Consider the following 20,183-nt stretch of genomic DNA (forward strand, 5'->3'; position numbering starts at 1 on the left):
TCCCGTCAAGAGGTTGAGCAAGAGAGGGGCGCGCCCGCGCCCGCACACACCAGGGTGGCCCCGGCTCCAATCCGGGACCACCCTCGCAAACCGAACCGACGGCCGAACCGTTACTTGAGCGCGCCCGCGGTGAGTCCTTGGACGACCTGGCGCTGGAAGACGATGTACGCGGCGAGCACCGGCAGCATCGCCATCACAAGGCCGGCGAAGAGGCCGGACCAGTCACCCTTGTAGCCCTGGCTGGCCGCGAGCTGCACGAGGCCCTGGGTGAGCACACGCTTGTCCGGGTCGGTGTTGAGAACCGTCGGGAGCATGTACTGGTTCCACTGCCCGAGAAAGTTGAAGATCCCCACGCTGATCAGGCCCGGCTTGGCCATCGGCAGCATGATCTGGAAGAACGTCCGGCTGTGCGAGGCGCCGTCGACGAAGGCCGCCTCCGCGATCGATGTCGGCAGGGTGCGGAAGAACGCGGTCAGGAAGAAGACCGTGAACGGCAGTGAGTAGGCGATGTAGACCAGGATCAGGCCGTGGAGGGAGTTCAGGAGGCCCATGTTGTTCACGACGTAGAACAGCGGGACCAGCGCCAGCATGATCGGGAAGCTCATGCCCCCGATGAAGAGGAAGTAGATGAAGCGGTTGCCCGGGAAGTCGAACCGGGCGAGCACGTAGGCCGCCATCGAACCGAGCACCAGCGTGCCGATGAGGGATCCGCCCACCACCAGAACGGTGTTGAGGAAGTAGTCGCTCATGTTGGCGTCGGTCCAGGCCCGCGCCCAGTTGTCGAAGTGCAGTTTGTCCGGCAGCGCCCAGGGCGAGCTGAAGATGGAGTTGTCGTCCTTGAAGGACGTCATCACCGCCCACAGCAACGGCATCACGACCATGAACGCCCACAGGACGAGCATCCCGTGCGAGAAGACGTTGAGGAGGTTTCCCTCCTTCTTCTCCTTCGGGGGCGGGCCGGCCGGGACGTCGACCTTGCTGATGGAGGCACCGGGCTCGGCCGGCAGGGGGGCGGAGGTCTCTGTCGTCTTCATCTGTCAGTACTCCAGCCGCTCGCGCCGGCCCAGCCGCATCACCAGAGCCGCGAAGGCCAGCGTGACCACGAGCAGGGCGACGCCGATGGTGGTGGCGTAGGCGGCCTGTCCGTCACGGAACGCCTTCTGATACACGTACAGGACCATGACGGTGGTCGAGTAGTCGGGACCGCCGGGCCCGGTCGTCATGATCTGCACGACCGCGAACGACTCGGCACCCAGCGCGAGGATGCCCATGTAGACCCACCCGGACTGCACCGTGTCCCAGAGCAGTGGCAGGGTGATCCGGAAGAACGTGCTGAAGCGGTTCGCGCCGTCGAGCAGAGCGGCCTCGTACAGGTCCGCCGGGATGGAGGCCATCCCGGCGGAGAAGAGGACCACGAAGAAGCCGACCGTGGACCAGACGAGTACCGCCATCACGCACCACAGCGCCAGGCTCGGGTCGCCCAGCCACAGCGGCTGGACGCTGTCGAGCCCGATCCCGCGCAGAAAGGCGTTGATCGCGCCGCTGTCCGGGTTGTAGGCGAAGGCGAACAACAGGGCGACGATCGCGATCGAGAGCACCTGCGGGAAGAAATAGACGATCTTGTAGAAGGAGGAGCCCCGGACACCGGAGATCACCGGGCCGCCCTTCCTTCTCCGTCCGCCCACATTGATCATGAAGGCGAAGAACAACGCCAGACTGATCGTCACCAGCGGCAGCACCAACGCGAACAGCAGGCTGTGCTGCAACGACTTCCAGAAGATCTCGTCGTCGAGCATCCTTTTGTAATTGTCGAAGCCGACCATCTTGAATTCGGGGCTCAGGCCGGTCCAGTCCGTGAACGAGTAGTAGATGGACTGGATGAACGGCCAGACGACGAAAAGCGCGTAAAGCCCCAGGGGAACCGCCAGGAACCCCACGATGAACCGGTACTTGCCGTGCTGCATTACTACCTACCCCGATCTCTGGGCGGGTGCTGCCGCTGGTGACGGACACTCACTGGTGCTTGTAGTGCTTGATCGACGTGTCCTTGGCGGTCGCATCGGCGAAGGCCTGGATCTTCTTGATGGTCTCGGCCGGGGTGGCCCGGCCGGCCATCATCTCGCCGAGGCCGCCCACACCGATCTGCTCCTTCTGCAACTGCACGTACCAGTCCTGCAGCCGCGGATTCAGGATGTTCTGCCCGGCCAGGTCCAGCGCCGCGACACCGGACTTGAGGCCCGGGGTGAGGGTGATCCCGGTGGTACCGCCGTTGAACGCGGTCAGCGACTTGACCTTGCTGGTGAAGTTCTTCGAGGACGCCTCGCTGAGCATGATGCGCAGCTGCTCCATGCCGCCCTCGGCGTTCTTCGCCTTGGCCGGCACGATGAAGGGCTCACCGCCGGAGGCCCAGATGGTGCCGAAGGGCAACTTGTCGGAGCTGTCGATGCCGGTGGGCGCCGAGACCGCGAGGTCGAAGTCCTTCGGGATGACGTTGGCCGACTCGTTCTCCACCCAGGAGCCGTTCGGGATGAACAGCGCCTTGCCCTTGGCCCACGCGGTCTGCGACTGGATGTGGTCGAGGCCGGGGGTGCCCTTGAGGACGTAGCCCTTCTTGTAGAGCTCGTAGTAGGCGTCGAAGCACGCCTTGACCGCCGGGTGCTTCCAGGCGTTCGGCTCCAGGTTGTCGATCGCGTCGAGGACCTCGCGGCCGCCCACCTTGCCGATCATCGGGTAGAGCGAGAAGGGGAGGTAGTACGGGTACTTGCCCGCGTACGTCCAGCCCGCGATGCCCTTCTTCTTGGCCTTCTCGCACACGGCGAGCATCTGGTCCCAGGTCTGCGGGTACTCCGCGTCGAGCGAGTCCAGGGCCTTCTGCGAGTACCAGACGCCGTACACCGTGTAGGCGTAGTACATGATCCAGACCGGGTCGCCGTCCAGCCGGCCCATCTCCACGATGCCGGGACGCAGTGTGTCGCGGACCTTCTTGTTCGGGTCGTCGTAGGACGCGGCGTCGAGGAGCGGGGTGAGGTCGGTGAGCTGCTTCTTTCCGGCCAGGACACCCATGTCCATCTGCTCGGCGCCGGAGTTGTCGATCAGGTCGGGCGGGGTGCCCTGGTTGAAGCGGGGCTGGAGCGTGGACTGGATCTTCTGGGTGGCGGAGAACTTGACCTTCGCCCCGGGGAAGCCCTTCTCGTAGATCTTGACGGCGTCCTCGGCGTACTCCTTGCCGAAGCCGCCGTCGAAGAGAACGAACTCCATCCCCGCGGTGTCGTTGACGCCCAGCGGATTCTTGGCGGTCTTCTTGCCCGCCTTGGCCTTGTCGCCGTTGCCGTCGCCACCACTGCTGGCACACGCCGACAGAAAACTCATCGTGGGTACGGAAATCAGGCCGAGCGCAGCGGACCGCTTGATCAGATCGCGGCGGCCGACGCCCTCACGGTTGTTGTGGGCGGAAGTGGATCCCATGCTCAAGTCCTCGCCTTCATCAGGACTCAGGCGGTGAACCGGACCCTCCCCGGCACCGCGGTTGTTGAAGCTGGGGTCGTGCCTTTCCGGCACCGGGAGCAGCGGGAACACGCGACGATCGGTGTGTACGTCGCGCCTCCACTTCCCCGTGGCCATTGCCTGACCGCGACCGGCGAAACGATCGGGCGGACGCCGACAGGTATAGTCCACTTCCCGCCAGCGGAGCAAGATCGAATGCACAGTTGGCCGACACTCTTTCCCGAAGTGAGACCTCGCGGAAATATCAGCTGCCGGGGGCCCGGCCGCACAGCGGGCGATCAGGGAACGATCAGCGGCCGAACAGGAAGCCGACAGGTGAGCCCGTGGATGGGCCATCGAGTCGGCTGTCGCCATTACCCCCGTACGCCACGTCCAACACCCTTGACATCCCTGACCACTTGACTCCCTACTGGACCTGCGCAGCAAACATGACAACGTTGTCCAGGCGCACGTGACAGGGAGGGTGCTGGCGCATGCACCACAGATCTCGGCAAGGATCTCCGCACAGATCTCGGATCAGGGCACGGCACGGATGGGGTTCCACGGCGGTCCTCGGAGCGACCGCCTTCGCGCTGGTGGTGGCCTCGCAGGGCGCCGCGGTCGCCCGTCCGGCCGAAGCCGCCGCCGCGGACCGGGAGTTCGGTTCCTCCTTCGAGGCGGGTGAACCCGCACCCGATTGGCTGAATACGGTCGACACCACGCCCGATGGTTCGAAGCGTTCGTCGGGTGTCGACGGCGGCTTCAGCACCGGCATTCCCGGCAATGTGACCGAGCACGTCACGGACGTCGGCGCGAGCGGCGAGAACTCGGGCTCGGGCGAGGTGAAGGAGAACCTCGTCGACGTCGAGCCCGGCACCAAATGGCTGACCTTCGCGCCCACCGGCTGGGTGGAATTCGAGCTGGACGCCCCGGTGAAGCTGGTGACGTACGCGCTCACGTCGGCCAACGACCACGACGAGCGCGACCCGGTCGACTGGACCTTCCAGGGGTCCACGGACGGCAAGGACTGGAAGACCCTCGACAACCGCACGGGCGAGTCCTTCGGCGAGCGCTTCCAGACGAAGTCGTACGACCTCGCGGAGCCCGCCGAGTACCAGCACTTCCGGCTCGACATCACCAGGAACAACGGTGCTTCGGACGCCCTGCAACTCGCCGACGTGCAGTTCTCCACGGGCGGCGGCGAGGAGCCGACGCCCAAGGACATGCTCTCGCTGGTGGACCGCGGCCCCAGCGGCTCCCCGACCGCGAAGTCCGGCGCGGGCTTCACGGGCAAGCGCGCCCTGCGGTACGCGGGCACGCACAAGGCGGACGGCCGCGCCTACTCGTACAACAAGGTCTTCGACGTGAACGTGGCCGTGGGCCGCGACACCGAGCTGGCGTACCGGGTCTTCCCCTCGATGGCGGACGGCGACCGGGACTACGACGCCACGAACGTGTCGGTGGACCTGGCGTTCACGGACGGCACCTATCTGAGCGACCTGCGGGCCCAGGACCAGAACGGGTTCCCGCTGACTCCGCAGGGTCAGGGCGCGTCGAAGGTGCTGTACGTCAACCAGTGGAACAACGTCGTCTCGCGGATCGGCTCGGTCGCGGCCGGCCGGACGGTCGACCGGATCCTGGTCGCGTACGACTCCCCGAAGGGTCCCGCGAAGTTCCGCGGCTGGCTGGACGACGTGAACCTGAGCGTGAAGAAGCCCGAGAAGCCGAAGGCCCATCTCTCGGACTACGCGTCCACCACGCGCGGCACCAACTCCAGCGGCGGCTTCTCGCGCGGCAACAACTTCCCGGCGACGGCCGTGCCGAACGGCTTCAACTTCTGGACGCCGGTGACGAACGCGGGTTCGCTCAGCTGGCTCTACGACTACGCGCGCTCGAACAACGCGGACAATCTGCCGACCATACAGGCGTTCAGCGCGAGTCATGAGCCGAGCCCCTGGATGGGTGACCGGCAGACCTTCCAGGTGATGCCGTCGGCCGCGTCCGGCACCCCGGAGACGGGCCGCACCGCCCGCGCGCTGCCCTTCAAGCACGAGAACGAGACGGCACGCCCGTACTACTACGGAGTGCGGTTCGAGAACGGGCTGAAGACGGAGATGGCGCCGACGGACCACGCGGCGGCCATGCGCTTCACCTACCCCGGCGACGACGCCAGCGTCGTCTTCGACAACGTCACCGACCAGGCGGGCCTCACCCTCAACAAGGAGAACGGGACCTTCACGGGCTACTCGGACGTGAAGTCCGGCCTGTCGACGGGCGCCACCCGCCTCTTCGTGTACGGGGTCTTCGACTCGGAGGTCGCCGAGGGCAGCTCGGCCGGTGTGAAGGGCTATCTGCGGTTCAAGGCGGGCGAGGACCGCACGGTCACGCTCCGCCTGGCCACGTCCCTGATCAGCATCGACCAGGCCAAGGACAACCTCCGTCAGGAGATCCCGGACGGCACGTCCTTCGACGCGGTCAAGTCGCGCGCCCAGAAGCAGTGGGACAAGATCCTCGGCAAGGTCGAGGTCGAGGGTGCGACGCCGGACCAGCTGACGACCCTGTACTCCAGCCTCTACCGGCTGTACCTGTACCCCAACTCCGGCTTCGAGAAGGTCGGTTCGAAGTACCAGTACGCCTCGCCGTTCTCGCCTATGCCCGGCCCGGACACCCCGACGCACACCGGCGCGAAGATCGTCGACGGCAAGGTGTACGTCAACAACGGCTTCTGGGACACGTATCGGACGACCTGGCCGGCCTACTCGCTCCTGACGCCCGGTCAGGCAGGTGAGATGGTCGACGGGTTCGTGCAGCAGTACAAGGACGGCGGCTGGACCTCGCGCTGGTCCTCGCCCGGCTACGCGGACCTGATGACCGGCACCTCCTCGGACGTGGCGTTCGCGGACGCGTACGTGAAGGGGGTCGACTTCGACGCGAAGTCGGCGTACGACGCGGCGGTCAAGAACGCCACCGTCGTGCCGCCCGCCTCGGGCGTGGGCCGCAAGGGCATGGCGACCTCGCCGTTCCTCGGCTACACGAGCACCGACACGCACGAGGGCCTCTCGTGGGCGCTTGAGGGCTACCTCAACGACTACGGCATCTCGAAGATGGGCCAGGCCCTCTACAAGAAGACGGGCGAGAAGCGCTACAAGGAGGAGGCGGAGTACTTCCTCAACCGCGCCCAGGACTACGTCAACCTCTTCGACGACAAGGCCGGCTTCTTCCAGGGCCGTGACGACAAGGGCGACTGGCGGGTCGAGTCGTCCAAGTTCGACCCGAGGGTGTGGGGTTACGACTACACCGAGACGAACGGCTGGGGCTACGCCTTCACCGCGCCCCAGGACTCCCGCGGCCTCGCCAACCTGTACGGCGGCCGTTCCGGGCTCGCGGAGAAGCTCGACACGTACTTCGCGACGCCCGAAACCGCCTCGCCCGAGTTCGTCGGCTCGTACGGGGGCGTCATCCACGAGATGACCGAGGCGCGTGACGTACGGATGGGCATGTACGGGCACTCCAACCAGGTCGCCCACCATGTCAACTACATGTACAACGCGGCGAGCCAGCCCTGGAAGACGCAGAAGAACGTCCGCGAGGTGCTGTCACGCCTCTACACCGGCAGCGAGATCGGGCAGGGCTACCACGGTGACGAGGACAACGGCGAGCAGTCGGCCTGGTTCCTCTTCTCCTCGCTCGGCTTCTACCCGCTGGTGATGGGCAGTGGCGAATACGCCGTCGGCTCACCGCTGTTCACCAAGGCGACCGTGCAGCTGGAGAACGGCCGGGAGCTCGTCGTGAAGGCCCCGAAGAACAGCGCGAAGAACGTCTACGTGCAGGGCCTGAAGGTCAACGGCAAGGCCTGGACGAAGACTTCGCTCCCCCACTCGCTCATCTCCCGTGGCGCAGTGCTGGAGTTCGACATGGGGTCGAAGCCGTCCTCGTGGGGTACCGGGAAGAACGCGGCGCCCGTCTCGATCACCGAGGACGACAAGGTGCCTTCGCCCCGCAGCGATGTCATCAAGGGCGAGGGCGAGTTGTTCGACAACACCTCGGCGACGAACGCGACCGTCGAGTCCGTCGACCTGCCGACCGCCGACCGGGCCAGGGCCGTTCAGTACACGCTGACGTCGGCCGAGCGCTCCAAGGCTCCGCAGGGCTGGGTCCTCCAGGGCTCGTCCGACGGGACCACGTGGAAGGACCTCGACAAGCGGTCCGGCCAGTCCTTCACCTGGGACCGGCAGACACGGGCTTTCTCGGTCTCGGCGCCCGGGTCGTACACCAAGTACCGGCTGGTCCTCGACGGTGAGGCGACGCTGGCGGAGGTGGAACTGCTGAGCTGACGCACGGCACGGTTCGACAGCACGCGCACGGCGTACACGGCACCGGTTACGGCAGGACGGTAACCGGTGCCGTGTCGTTGGCGGGGTCGGGGTCCCGGCGGTCGGAATCGCGGGCGTCCGTCACCCGCACGCTGCCCTCGCCCGGTCCGCCGAGGCGGAGCCTGAAGTCGAAGGTGCGCGTCCTGCCCGCTTCGAGCCCGCTTCCCACGGAGCAGGAGTACGTGCCCTGGTCGAGGTCGCAGTAGGGCTCGTACACGCCCTCGTCGATGGCCTCCATGGGCTGCTTCACCACGGTGGCGCTCTCCGGCGGGGTGAACAGCAGTGTCGTGCCCCCGGGGTTGGCGGGGCCGTTGTTGCGGACCTTCAGTCGCACGGTGTGCTCGCTGCCGCGCTCGCCGCTCACCTCGACGGCGAAGACCTCGAAGTCGGCGTACGTGTCCACCTGTACCTCGCTCCACACGTCGCCGCCTGCGAACGTCCCCTTCAGGTCGGAGCCGTTGGCGGTCGCGGTCGTCAGCCGGCGGCCGTCGCCGCGGTCTCCTCCCTCAGGCACCACGCTGTTCTTCGCGGGGCCCATGTCCAGGGCCCACGCCTGCTGGCGGAAAGAGGAGTACATCTCCGTCCTGGCGACGTCCAGCGCCAGGGCCGGGCGGAGGACGACCGCCTGCCCGGGCGGTATGCGCACGCCGGGGAACTCGCACATCGCGAGGGAGCCCTTCTGCGGATCCGGGTAACGGCAGTTGCCGTACTGCTGCTTGAAGCGCAGGCCCGTGCCGACGGAGAGTTGCAGGCCGACGCCGCGCACGGGCACCTCCCCGGTGTTGCGGACCACGACGGGCATGCTGAGGACGGAGCCGGGGCCGACGTCCTTGAACACCTTCGTCGTCCGCACCTTCACCACGGGCTCGCCGACGACGACCCGGGTGCGGGCGCTGAGCTTCTTCCCCTTCTTCGTGGTGAAGCTGAAGCGGACCGTTCCGCTGTCGCCCGGCTTGCTGCCCGGGGCGGCGTACGGATAGACGCGGTCGATGTCGGACCAGCTGTCGTAGGCGCCGCTCACCCGGCAGACGACCCGCGTGTCGGTCCCGGCGCACCTGGGGTTCTTCTTGCGGATGTCCGAGATCTTGAGCCGTACCGCGTGCTCGGACCCGGTGACGTCCACCGTGAGCCGGTGGTCCTGCGTTCCGACGCGGCTCCTCGCTTTCACGTCCTCGGCCTGGACGTGGAAGGGCACCTTGTTCGTCGGACCCGACTTGTCCCCGGGCGGCCGGAGATAGAACTGTTCCGGCACCGCGATCCACGACTTCTTCGCGGCGCCGACGCCTGAACCGCACCCGGCGAGTCCACCCAGCGGCATCACCAGGGCCAGGCAGACGGCCGCGGGCCGCAGCACTGTCTCTCGCTTGCGCATGGCTCGTCCCCCGGGGCGATCGTCGGAATCGCACACGGTACCGCCTCCGCCGACTGGAGCACCGACGGAGGCGGATCGCCCTGCCCTGAACGGGAGTTCAGCTCACCGCGACGGTGAACACGTGCAGGTCGGCGTTGTCCGGAAGCTTCACGCTCTTGATCGTCCTGCCCGCCGGCGCCTCGTACGGCTTCGTGGCGAAGACGTACGTGGCGACCGGGTCCTTGTCTGCGCCCGCGACGTTCCGGTACGCGGCCCGGGCGACGACCTCGTTGCCGTACTGGACGGTGCCGCCTCCGCCGCCGACGGTCCAGTCGGTGAAGGAGAGGTCGATGGAGTCGGTGGTGCCGTCGTCGTACGTGACGGTCGCCCGCGTCTGCTGGTTGCCGTTGACCGCGCTGCCGAGGAAGCTCAACTTGGCCGCCGGTGAGGGGAGTTCGATGGTCTGGCCGTTGACTTGCTCCTCGGGCTGAAGCCCGAGGATTCTGGCCTTCTCGTCCGTTGCTGTGCCGCTACGCGGCACGGGGTTCGGACGGGAATCCGTGGCTTCCTGCTTCGTCGCGCTGTGCCAGGACGAGTCCTGGTCTGACCTGCGCTCCACAGGCTGTCACCGCCAGTCCGGCGGCCGTTTTCACGTTCTTCGCGGCATTGTGGTCCCGGTCGTGCACCGCACCGCAGGCGGCACAGGTCCATTCCCGGATGTGCAGGGGCTTGGGGCCGTCCTTGGCCCCACACGCCGAACACACCTGACTGGTCGGCTCGAACCGGCCGATTTTCACCAGGGTGCGCCCGTACCGGACGGCTTTGTACTCCAGCATGTGCACGAACTGCGTCCAGCCCGCGTCATGCACACTCTTCGCCAGTCGGGTGCGCGCCAGTCCCTTGACCGCCAGGTCCTCCACACCGATCGCTTGGTTGTCGCGGATCAGCTTCGTGGAGAGCTGGTGGTGGAACTCGCGGCGCGCATCGGCCACTTGTGCGTGGGCGCGGGCGACCTTCAGGCGGGCCTTCTCCCGGTTCTTCGACCCCTTCTGCTTACGGGACAGCTCCCACTGGACCTTCTTCAGCTTCTTCTCCGCCCGGCGCAGAAACCGCGGGGAATCGATCTTCGTCCCATCGGAGAGGACAGCGAAGTGGGTCAGGCCCAGATCGATGCCAACCGTGTGGTTGGCGTCGGGCATCCAGGCAGCGTCGGCGGCCGGGTCGGTGTCGATGACGAAGGAGGCGAAGCACCGTCCGGCCGCGTCCTTGATCACGCTGACCGAGGAGGGCCGTGCGGGCAGCACTCGTGACCACTTCACCTTCACCGCGCCGACCTTGGGAAGGTTCAGCCGCCCGGAACCGGTGATCGACCAGCAGGCGTTGGCCGTGAAGCGGATCGACTGACGGGTGTCCTTTCGGGACTTGAAGCGGGGCGCACCGGTCTTCGCGCCCCGGCGCTCGCCCTTGAGGGCGGCGAAAAAGTTCTTGTAGGCGGCCTCCGCGTCGCGCAGGGACTGCTGGAGGACGACCGCGGAGACCTCCCCCAGCCAGGACCGTTCGGGTGTCTGCTTGGCCTCGGTGATCAGCTTCTGGGACAGCACACCCGCCGTGGGGAATGCCTCGCCCGCCCTGCGGGCGTCCTCGCGGGCGCGCACGGCATCGTTGTACACGACGCGGGCGCACCCGAACGCCCTGGCCAGCGCCGTGCGTTGGCCAGGTTCCGGGTACAGCCTGAAGGCGTACCGAAGCTGCATGCGGTGATCGTACGAACGAGCGCCACCCGCCACCAGAGGGAACATATGAACGGCCGGTACTCCCTTGAACCGGGAGGAGCGGAACGGGCCGGACGGGCGGGACAGGCCGGACAGGGGGAGACGTTGCCCGGACTTCGCCGGATCAGGGCCCCTGACGCTCCGCGTCGGCCATAAACGGACGCCTGCGCTCTCCTGCTCCGCAGGACAGCGTCCGTGCCGCTCCGCGTCACGATGGCAGATTCGCTTCACCAGCGGCCTGAAGGCCGATGCACTGCGAATGAATCCCGGTAGCGTGCCGCACCTGTACCACGGAAGGGCGCCCGCCCTCCGAGGGACGCGCGCGGCCGACACTCGGACGCCTCAAGGCCCAACAGGTTTGACAGCGTTGTCCGTTGGAGGAGTAGAGTCTCGGCCAGACCATTCGACAACGTTGTCGCGTCCTCTGGTCCGCACAAGCCATTTTCCATCCGGGCAGACCTTCCCCCGAACCTGCCCGGCTCGCGGACCCGGTGGATTACGGCCACCGGGTCCGCCCCGAGCAGGTGGAGTCCGAGCAGGTGGAGTCACAGGTTCACCGGCCCGGACCGGCTCAGCCCGGCCGACAGGCGAGGGCGGTCGCCGTATCACCCCCCGACCCCTGGACGACGTACCCGAACGAGGCGCTCTCGCCCGGATCGAGCGACCCGTTCCAGTCGGCGTTGTGGACCATCACTTTCTGGCCGCTGTACGTGGCGTTGCCGCTCCAGAGGCTGGCGACGGACTGGCCGCCCGGCAGTGTCCAGTCGACCATCCAGCCGAGCATCGGCACCTCACCGCTGTTGGTGACGGTGACCTCGGACTGGTAGCCGCCGGACCAACTGCCCGTCGTACGGCGGGTGGCGGAGCAGGCGCCGGGCGGGGGCTCGGTCGGGTTGCCCGGGTCGCGGATGCCCGTCACCTCTCCGTTGCCGCCGTCGAAGACGACATCGGAGCAGGAGTAGAAGGTCTCCGCGCTGTCCGAGCGCTGCCAGACCATGTAGATCAGTTGACGGCCCGACTTGCCCGCGGGTAGCCGACCGGACCAGGAGTAGTTCGCCTCGACTGTGCCCGGGGAGCCGTTGAGCGGCGGGTGGTCGACGCTCAGGAACGGCTGTTCCTCCATGTCGTTCCAGGTGAGTGCCTTGGTCGGGTCGAAGCCGTCCTTGGAGATGTAGACGTAGAACCAACCCGGATGCGCGGCCCAGGCGTTGTAGGAGAAGTCGACGGTCGCGCCCGACGTGAGATGGGTCAACGGCCAGTCGGCGCTGGGGGAGTTGAAGCCCGTGAAGTTGGTGTTGCCACCGCTGCACAGCTCGCCGTCGGGCACGAAGCCGCGGGTGCGGCCCGCGCCGTCGGAGCGGAGCACCGAGAACCAGTTGTAGAACGGGGTGGTGCCGCTGACCTGCTGCGCCTTCTTGCAGGCCGGGTTGATCGGCTTGATCTCACCGGTGTCGGTGAGCCCGTCCTGCCAGCACAGGAAGGTGCGGCTGCCGGGCTTCATGGGGGTGCCGTGGGCTTTCGCCTCGCCGCCGGCCGATACGACCAGACCGAGCGCCGGGATCGTGACGACCAGGGCCAGCAGGATGAGGAGGAAGGCTCTGCCGCGGGCGGGGAGCGGTAATCGCCGTGGGGGCCGTGGGGTGGGCATGGGCGATGGGCTTGTCAGGACCATGACAGATCTGACCGTCCCTTCGTTCAGGGGGCGTGGGGTGTCCGTTGCCGTCCGTGTGCGGTTGGCGTCCGTGTGCGGATGCGCGAGATGGGAGCGAACCCTGGGCGGGTTCCGGTCCACCGATGTGGGAGCGCTCCCACCCCACGTGGTTTTGACGCTAGCGCGGACCTCTACACCTGTAAACGGCTGGCGCACAAGGGCCGCACCCGGGCGGGTGCGGCCCGGGCGACGACTGGGAGGCTCGCCGTTCTCGGTACGTGGGTGATGAGGCGGTGTCAGGAAACCTGGGCCAGTGCCTGGTGTCAGGAACGGGTCTGGGCCTGTGAGGATGCCGGGGCAGGTGCTCGTACCGATGAGCGCGTCGGCGGTTGCGTCGGCTGCTGCTGTGATGGCGAGTGCGGGGGTCGCTGCGGGTGCGGGTGCGGGTGCTGGGGTTGCGGCTGTGAGGGGGCCGAGACCGTGTCCACGGACAGCAGTTGGGGCATCCCGACGGGTGGCAGTTCGATGGTGAACTCCGTGCGTCCCGGCTCGCTCTCCACTCCGATCCGGCCTCCGTGTGCCTGTGTGATCGCCGCCGCGATGGCGAGGCCGAGACCGGAGCCGCCGGACCTGGCGTCCGGGCGGGAGCGCGAGACGTCGGCGCGGGTGAAGCGTTCGAAGACTCTGGGGAGCAGGTTGGGCGGGATGCCGGGGCCGTTGTCGCGTACCCGGATGACGCGGCGCTCGTCCGTGGCCTCGACCGAGGTGACGACGGTCGTGCCCACAGGTGTGTGCATACGCGCGTTGGCCAACAGACTGGCCACCACCTGGTGCAGTCGGGCCTCGTCGCCGACGACGAGCGCAGGGGTGTCGAGGACCAGCCCGAGCTGCCAGTCGTGGTCCCTCCCGGCGGCCCGCGCGTCCCAGACCGCCTCGGCGACCAGGGCCGCGAGGTCCGCCTCGGCCGCGCGCGGCGGCCGTCCCTCGTCGAGCCTGGCAAGCAGCAGCAGGTCCTCGACGAGGCCGGTCATGCGGGCCGACTCGGCGGAGACCCTGCGCCAGGCCAGCGTGGGCTCGATCATGCCCGCGCCTCGGTTCATCAGTTCCGCGTATCCGGCGATGGCCGCGAGCGGCGTACGGAGTTCATGGCTGGCGTCGGCGAGGAGGCGGCGTACGCGTTCCTCGCTGCGGCGGATCTCCTCCTCGCCGCGTTGCCGCTCCGCGAGCGAGGACTCCACGTGGTCGATCATGCGGTTGAGCGCGGCGCCGACCTGGCCCGCCTCGCTGGCGGGGTCGGTGTCCCGTTCGGATACGCGGGTGAGTCCGGATGCGGGGGTCGGGCCGGTGACCTCGCCCCGGTCCAGGGGCGAGCGGGAGACCTCGGCGGCGGTGGCGGCGACCCGTCCCAGCGGCCGCAGTTGGCGCCTGATGACGACCGCGCAGACGCAGCCCGCGGCGGCGAGTGCGGCGACGGCGACCACGGTCTCGGTCACGACCAGGCTCCGGATCATGTCCCGTACGCCGTCCATCGGCAGGCCGGTGAGGACTGCCTGCCCGCTGTCGGCGAGGGCGGTGACCCGGTAGGTGCCGAGGCCGGGCACGGTCCGGGTGTGCAGGGAGCCGTCGGCCTCGATGCCGTCGAGTGCGGCGCGTTGGGCGGCGCTGAGATTTCGCGGGTCGCCGTCCTGGGGGACGACCCGGGCGGCCGATACGTACCCGTCGGCTTCGAGCGTGGCCGCGATCGTGCCGACTGCCTGACCTCGCTGGTCGGGGAACGCCAGGTCCGTGTCGGCCGCCGGTCCGGTCTGAGTCGTACCGCGGGTCGTGCCCTGGGTCCCGACCTGGACGCGCTCGGCGGCGTTGGTGACGCGCTGGTCCAGGTCACCGAGCAGATAGGCGCGTTGGACGAGGAAAACGGTGAGCGCCGTCACCGCGCACACGGCGACGAGGGTGACTCCGACGAGCAGCGGAAGGCTGGCCCGCAGCGAGCGCCCGCGCGGGGGCCGGTCCCGCTGCGACCGCCCATGAGGCCGGAGCCGGAGCCGCAGCCGCAGCCGCGAACTCATCTCCCGGCCTCCGTCGATCTGCCGTCATCCTCGGCACCTCGCCCGGAGCGGGTCGTCGGCGCCGGCGCCGAAGTGAGTCCGTCCGGGCGGGGTTCCTGCCCGGCCGTGCGGTGCGCAGGCCCAGCTGTGTCGTGTCGCATTCCGTCGAGGACGTCGGCATGCGGGACGCCGCCGCGGGCGATGCGGCTGCGCGCGATGCCGTTGCGCGCGATGCCGTTGCGCGCGATGCCGATGTGCGCTCTGCCGCCGTGCGCGCTGCCGTTGTGCGCGACGCGCGGCAGGGGCGCACCGTCCGCCACCCGGCACGGCCGCCCACCGGTCGCGGTGACGGACCCAGTGCCCGCCGCGGCAACGGACCCCGTGCCGGCCGCGGAGCGCGGTCCCGTGTGGCCGGTTTCGTCGTCGACGTTCAGCACACGGACGTGCTCCCTTCGGATGCCAGACATGTCTTGATCCTGTCCCGGTTCGCTGGCAGAACCCTGTGTTCCGCCTGAGCCGCAGCCGTGCGACCCGGTGGGCCCGGGCAGACGGCGACCCGTCCCCGGGCGTAGCGCACCCGCCAACTCCCCTGGCCAAAAGGGGCATTGGCATTCCTCGGCCACGCGAATCCCTTGAGCCCCCTGCCGCACGGCGCCCACTCTGATCACTGGCTTCCGCCCACCAGGCCGGAAGCGTTTGTCAGCGTTCAGGGGAGGACGTCCACCCATGCGAAGACACCACGCCCTCTGGGCCGTGGCCGGAGCTGCCGGACTGCTCGCGGGGGCAGTCACGCCCGCGACGGCCGGTCCCGGAGACCCGGTCACCAAGTCCGACGCGACCACGAGGACCGGTGCGGGAACCGGCGCGGAAACCCGCGCCGGGACCACACAGACCGTCACCCTCATCACCGGTGACACCGTGTCCCTCACCGCCGGTCCGGACGGCAAGCACGCCGTCGACGTCCGGCGCGGCAAGGGCCGCGAGGCCGCCACCTTCCTGTCCACCGAACGCGACGGCGAGATCAGCGTGCTGCCGGCGGACGCGCTCCCGCTGGTACAGGCGGGCCGCCTCGATCCGGCCCTGTTCAACATCACCCAGCTGGTGAAGCAGGGGTACACCGACTCCACGACCGGCACCACCCCGCTCATCGCCACCTACACCAAGGGCAGCGCGACGCCCGACGGCGCACGCCGCACGCTCGCCCTGCCCGGGATCGACGGAGCAGCGCTGAGCGCGAGGAAGTCCACCGCCTTCTGGGCGGACATCGCCCCCGCGCTCGGCACCGGACCCACCACGAAGGCCGCGCGGCAACTCGGCGACGGCATCAAGAAGATCTGGCTCGACGCCAAGGTGAAGGTGTCCCTCGACACGAGCGTCCCGCAGATCGGCGCGCCCGAGGTGTGGCAGTCGGGCTACGACGGCAAGGGCGTCAAGGTCGCCGTCCTGGACACGGGCGTGGACACCGGCCACCCGGATCTGGCGGGGAAGCTCGCGGAGACGAAGAGCTTCGTGCCGACCGAGGCCGTGCAGGACGGTCACGGCCACGGCACCCATGTGGCGTCCACGATCGCCGGCTCGGGCGCGGCTTCGGACGGCAGGCTCAAGGGCGTGGCACCCGGTGCGGAGCTGCTGGTCGGCAAGGTGCTGGCGAACGACGGCCGCGGTCAGACCTCCTGGATCCTCGACGGCATGGACTGGGCCGCGCGCTCCGGTGCGAAGATCGTCTCGATGTCGCTGGGCGGTGACGCGTCCGGCCCCTCCGACGTGCTGAGTGAGACCGTGGACGAGCTGTCCGCGTCCACCGGTGCTCTCTTCGTGATCGCGGCCGGTAACTCCGGCCCGTCCGAGCAGACCCTCGGCACCCCGGGTATCGCGGACTCCGCGCTGACCGTGGGCGCGGTCGACAAGTCCGACAAGCTGGCCTCGTTCTCCAGCCGCGGGCCACGGCTCGGCGACTCCGCCATCAAGCCGGAGATCACCGCGCCGGGCGTGGGAATCGCGGCTGCCCGTGCCTTGGGAACCAACATGCCCGGCAGCACGCCTGTCGGCGACAGTTACACGAGGGTGAGCGGCACGTCGATGGCGACCCCGCATGTCTCGGGCACCGCGGCACTGGTCGCGCAGGCGCATCCCGACTGGACGGGACAGCAGATCAAGCAGGCCCTGGCCACCACTGCCGAGACCAGCCCCGACGCCTCTGTGTTCGAGCAGGGCGACGGCCGCGTCGACGCCGTACGGGCCGTCGGGCAGGGCGTCTTCGCCACCCCGGCGCTCAGCTTCGGCCAATACGAGGCCGACGGAGCCGAGGCCGCGAGCAAGGACATCACGTACACCAACACCACCGACAAGGCAGTGGAGTTGAAGCTGGCGTCCTCGCTCACCGAGGCCGCCCTGGGCGCGGATGTCGTGACGGTCCCCGCGAAGGGCACCGCCACCGTCGCGGTCACGGTCGACCCGGCCGAGGAGACCGAGGGCCGGTACACGGGCCATGTCACCGCGAGCGCCGACGGCGTCCGGGTCACCACGGCCGTCGGCTTCGAGAAACTGCCGAAGACCTACGACCTGAAGGTCTCGCTGGTGAACCGGAGTGGCCAGCCGTCGACCTCGGCGTCGCTCTTCGTGCTGCAGGAGCTGAACGGCGCGTACCCGGACACCCACGGGTTCCTCGGCCGCGGCTACACCTTCAAGGTGCCGGCCGGTACGTACTCCATGGCGACCTGGATCCCGGAACGGGACGCGGCCGGACTGGAGGTCGCGACCTCCGTCGTCGGTGATCCGGAGATCAAGGTCGACAAGGACACCGAGGTCGTCTTCGACGCCCGCAAGGCCGTCGAGATCAAGCCGAGGACGAAGGAGAACTCCGAGTTCCAGAGCTTCAGCACCTCGTGGCACCGCGAAGGGCCCGGCACCGCCTTCGGCGCGACCTACGCCCAGAACTGGTGGACCGACCGCGTCTATGTCGCTCCGACCGAGAAGGTCACCGAGGGCCTGTTCGAGTTCGCCCCCAAGTTCCGTCTGTACGAGAAGGAGTTGACGGCGAGCGTCAGCAGCCCCGAGAAGTACGCGCTGCCTCTCGACTACTCGCAGAGCGAGAGCCTTCCGGTGAAGATCAACGGTAAGCGCACGGTGCGGGCGGTGGACGCCGGCAGCGGCACCGCGGCCGACTTCCAGGGGCTCGACGTCAAGGGCAAGGTGGCGGTGGTCCGGCTAGCCGCCGGGAAGACGGCGGACGAGGCGGTGGCCAACGCGACCAAGGCCGGGGCCGGTTACGTCATCGCGTACCAGGAGAAGCCCGGCTACTGGATCTCCTGGGTGGACAGCACGACGATCCCGCTGATGGTCGCCACCGGCGAGGACGGCGCGAAGCTCGGCGCGCTGTTGAAGAGCGGGAAGAAGGTCACGCTGAAACTGGACGGCACCGCGGTCAGCCCGTACGTCTACAACGTGATGTTCCCGCAGACCGGTGCCATCTCGAAGAACCAGACGTACGCACTGAACAGCTCCACCACCGTGAAGCAGAAGGTCCGTTACCACGGGAGCCGGGAAGGTGACGTCGGCAGGGACGCCGTCTACCGGTACCGCCCGTGGCAGGGTGCCGCCATCGAGACCAGCCAGTACGTCCCCCTCGGCACGACACGTACCGAGTACTACAACGTGGATCCCGACACCCGCATCTGGAACACCGTCTCCCCGAACTGGCAGACCAACAGGGGCCAGTGGAACGACCTGCGGACCTTCGACAAGGCGGGCAAGGCGCCCAGCGAGGAGTGGCTGCGGCAGGTCGTCCGCCCGGCGACCAGCGAGCGGTACGGCCTCTCCCAGCGCACCGGTGACAAACTCGCCCTCAGGGTGCCGGAGTTGAGCGACGCGACACCGGGTCACTACGCGAGTGTGGACGGCGCCCAGGACACCGCGAAGGGCACGTTGTACGCGGACGGGAAGCTGGTCGGCAACAGCGTGCTCGGCGGCTACGGCACCTTCGACGTCCCGGCGACGAAGGCCTCGTACCGCTTCGTGCTCGACGCGCAGCGCAAGGCCGGCTGGGCCACGTACTCCACCAGCACCCACACCGAATGGTCCTTCGCGTCGGCGCACACGAACCAGCAGACCGCGCTGCCGCTGCTCTCCGTCGACTACGGCCTGGACGGGCTCGACCTGCTCAACCGGGCGGAGGCGAAGCGGAAGTCGAAGCTCGAACTCTCCGTGCGGGACCAGAAGTCGGGCATCACGGCCCGTGAACTGAAGGCCTGGGTGTCGTACGACGACGGCGCGTCCTGGAAGACGGTGAAGGTCCGGGACGGCAAGGCGGAACTGAAGCACCCGAAGGGCGCCGAGTTCGTGTCCCTGCGCGTACGGGCCGCCGACCGGGAGGGCAACACGGTCGACCAGACCGTCCTGCGGGCCTTCGGCCTGAAGTAGACGGCGGCCCGGACCGGTACGACAGCAGAGTTAACAAAGATCGCCTACCGTGCCGAGCCATGGTGAACACGGCATATGGCACGGCCGGGCAGAACACGGCGGGACAGAACACGGCGGGACGCGCCCCTGCCGCGAGCCCTTGGGCCGCGGTGGGGGTGTCCGCCTTCGAGGAGCGGGTGTACCAGGCGATCCTCCATCAGCCCGACGCCGGTGCCGCCGGCTGGGCCCTGCTGACCGGCGCCTCGCCGGCCCAGGTGCGCGAGACCTGCAACCAACTCCTCGGGCTCGGGCTGCTCCAGCCGCCGGACTCCATGGGCGGGTTACGGGCGGTCGACCCACGGGTCGCGGTGCGCGCGCTGATCCGCCGGCGCGAGACGGAGTCCGAACTGCTCGCCGCCACCGCCGAGGAGATGGGCACCGCGTACGAGGCCGGGCTGCTGCGGGAGGAACCGTCCCGGCTGATCGAGGTCGCCTCCGGCGAAGGCGCCATCGCGGCACGTCTGGAGGAGATGTACGCACGCGCCGAGCGGGAGGTGTGCCTCTTCGACACGCCGCCGTATCTCGCCCCGCCGGCACCGCAGGCGGATCTCCAGGCCGATCTGCTGCGCCGCGGGATCGTCTCTCGTGGGGTGTACGCGGCGACGGCCCTGGAGGACCCGAAGATACTGTCCCGCACCTGGAAGATGGTGGAACTCGGTGAGCAGGCACGGGTGTTGCCGTCCGTGCCCCTCAAACTGCTGGTGGTCGACGGGTGCCGGGCGATGCTGCCGCTGACCGCCTCGGCGGCGGGCGGCTACTGCGCCGTCGTGGTGTGGCACTCGGCGGTCACCGAAGCCCTGCAGAAGCTCTTCGAAATGGCCTGGCAGCAGGCGACACCGCTCGGCCAGACGGCGGGGAACGGTGAACTCCCCGAGGGCGAGCGGGTGTTGATCCGGCTGCTGGCGGCCGGTATGAAGGACGAGGCGGTGGCCCGCCATCTGGGCGTGAGCCTCAGAACCCTGCGACGCCGGGTGAGCGAACTCCAGGAACGGCTGGGCGCGGCCAGCAGATTCCAGCTGGGCGTACGGGCCGCCCAGCGGGGCTGGGTGT

11 protein-coding genes and 1 pseudogene are annotated in these 20,183 nt (G+C 68.6%); 3 read left to right on the top strand and 9 right to left on the bottom strand.

Translation table 11 applies throughout. The features are described from left to right. Nucleotides 1-110: 110 nt before the first annotated feature. The 3 genes from O3Q52_RS05290 to ngcE are packed head-to-tail and all read right to left on the bottom strand — an operon-like array spanning nt 111 to nt 3,465. Nucleotides 111-1,034, bottom strand: a complete 924-nt coding sequence (locus O3Q52_RS05290) for a carbohydrate ABC transporter permease (RefSeq protein WP_269647612.1) — start codon at nt 1,032-1,034, stop codon at nt 111-113. Nucleotides 1,035-1,037: 3 nt separating this feature from the next. Then, a complete protein-coding gene (locus O3Q52_RS05295; protein WP_269647614.1) occupies nt 1,038-1,964 on the bottom strand; it encodes a carbohydrate ABC transporter permease in 927 nt (308 codons plus the stop codon). Between the two features lie 49 nt (nt 1,965-2,013). Continuing rightward, nucleotides 2,014-3,465, bottom strand: a complete 1,452-nt coding sequence (gene ngcE / locus O3Q52_RS05300; protein ID WP_269647615.1) for an N-acetylglucosamine/diacetylchitobiose ABC transporter substrate-binding protein — start codon at nt 3,463-3,465, stop codon at nt 2,014-2,016. Between the two features lie 611 nt (nt 3,466-4,076). Here ngcE and O3Q52_RS05305 point away from each other — a divergent pair. After that, nucleotides 4,077-7,817, top strand: a complete 3,741-nt coding sequence (locus O3Q52_RS05305; RefSeq protein ID WP_269647626.1) for a GH92 family glycosyl hydrolase — start codon at nt 4,077-4,079, stop codon at nt 7,815-7,817. 46 nt (nt 7,818-7,863) lie between these two features. Here the strand turns inward: O3Q52_RS05305 and O3Q52_RS05310 are convergent, their stop codons facing one another. The 6 genes and pseudogenes from O3Q52_RS05310 to O3Q52_RS05335 all read right to left on the bottom strand — a co-directional run bounded on the left by O3Q52_RS05310 (nt 7,864) and on the right by O3Q52_RS05335 (nt 15,142). After that, the gene (locus tag O3Q52_RS05310) at nt 7,864-9,228 is read right to left on the bottom strand and encodes a hypothetical protein (protein ID WP_269647616.1); all 1,365 of its coding nucleotides are present in this window, start codon (nt 9,226-9,228) and stop codon (nt 7,864-7,866) included. A 97-nt stretch (nt 9,229-9,325) separates the two neighbouring features. Then, nucleotides 9,326-9,676 (bottom strand): annotated as a pseudogene (locus O3Q52_RS05315) (glycoside hydrolase family 92 protein); the annotation flags it as partial. Between the two features lie 61 nt (nt 9,677-9,737). Continuing rightward, a complete protein-coding gene (locus O3Q52_RS05320; RefSeq protein ID WP_269647617.1) occupies nt 9,738-10,961 on the bottom strand; it encodes an RNA-guided endonuclease TnpB family protein in 1,224 nt (407 codons plus the stop codon). 589 nt (nt 10,962-11,550) lie between these two features. After that, nucleotides 11,551-12,627 (bottom strand): lytic polysaccharide monooxygenase, encoded by a 1,077-nt coding sequence (locus O3Q52_RS05325; RefSeq protein ID WP_269647618.1) that lies wholly within the window; start codon nt 12,625-12,627, stop codon nt 11,551-11,553. A gap of 326 nt (nt 12,628-12,953) precedes the next feature. After that, nucleotides 12,954-14,696, bottom strand: coding sequence for a cell wall metabolism sensor histidine kinase WalK (locus tag O3Q52_RS05330; RefSeq protein ID WP_269647619.1), 1,743 nt, complete (start codon nt 14,694-14,696; stop codon nt 12,954-12,956). Further along, on the bottom strand, nt 14,693-15,142 hold the full coding sequence (locus O3Q52_RS05335) for a hypothetical protein (RefSeq protein ID WP_269647620.1): 450 nt from the start codon (nt 15,140-15,142) through the stop codon (nt 14,693-14,695). The genes O3Q52_RS05330 and O3Q52_RS05335 overlap by 4 nt, the downstream gene beginning before the upstream one ends. A 259-nt stretch (nt 15,143-15,401) precedes the next feature. Here O3Q52_RS05335 and O3Q52_RS05340 point away from each other — a divergent pair, with 259 nt between their 5' ends. Then, entirely contained in the window at nt 15,402-19,094 is a 3,693-nt protein-coding gene (locus O3Q52_RS05340) for a S8 family serine peptidase (RefSeq protein ID WP_269647621.1), read from the top strand. A gap of 59 nt (nt 19,095-19,153) precedes the next feature. After that, the coding region (locus O3Q52_RS05345; RefSeq protein WP_269647622.1) for a helix-turn-helix transcriptional regulator at nt 19,154-20,183 on the top strand (1,030 nt) is incomplete at its 3' end.

Origin of the sequence: Streptomyces sp. ActVer (assembly GCF_027270795.1) — a bacterium.
GTDB lineage: Bacteria > Actinomycetota > Actinomycetes > Streptomycetales > Streptomycetaceae > Streptomyces > Streptomyces umbrinus_A.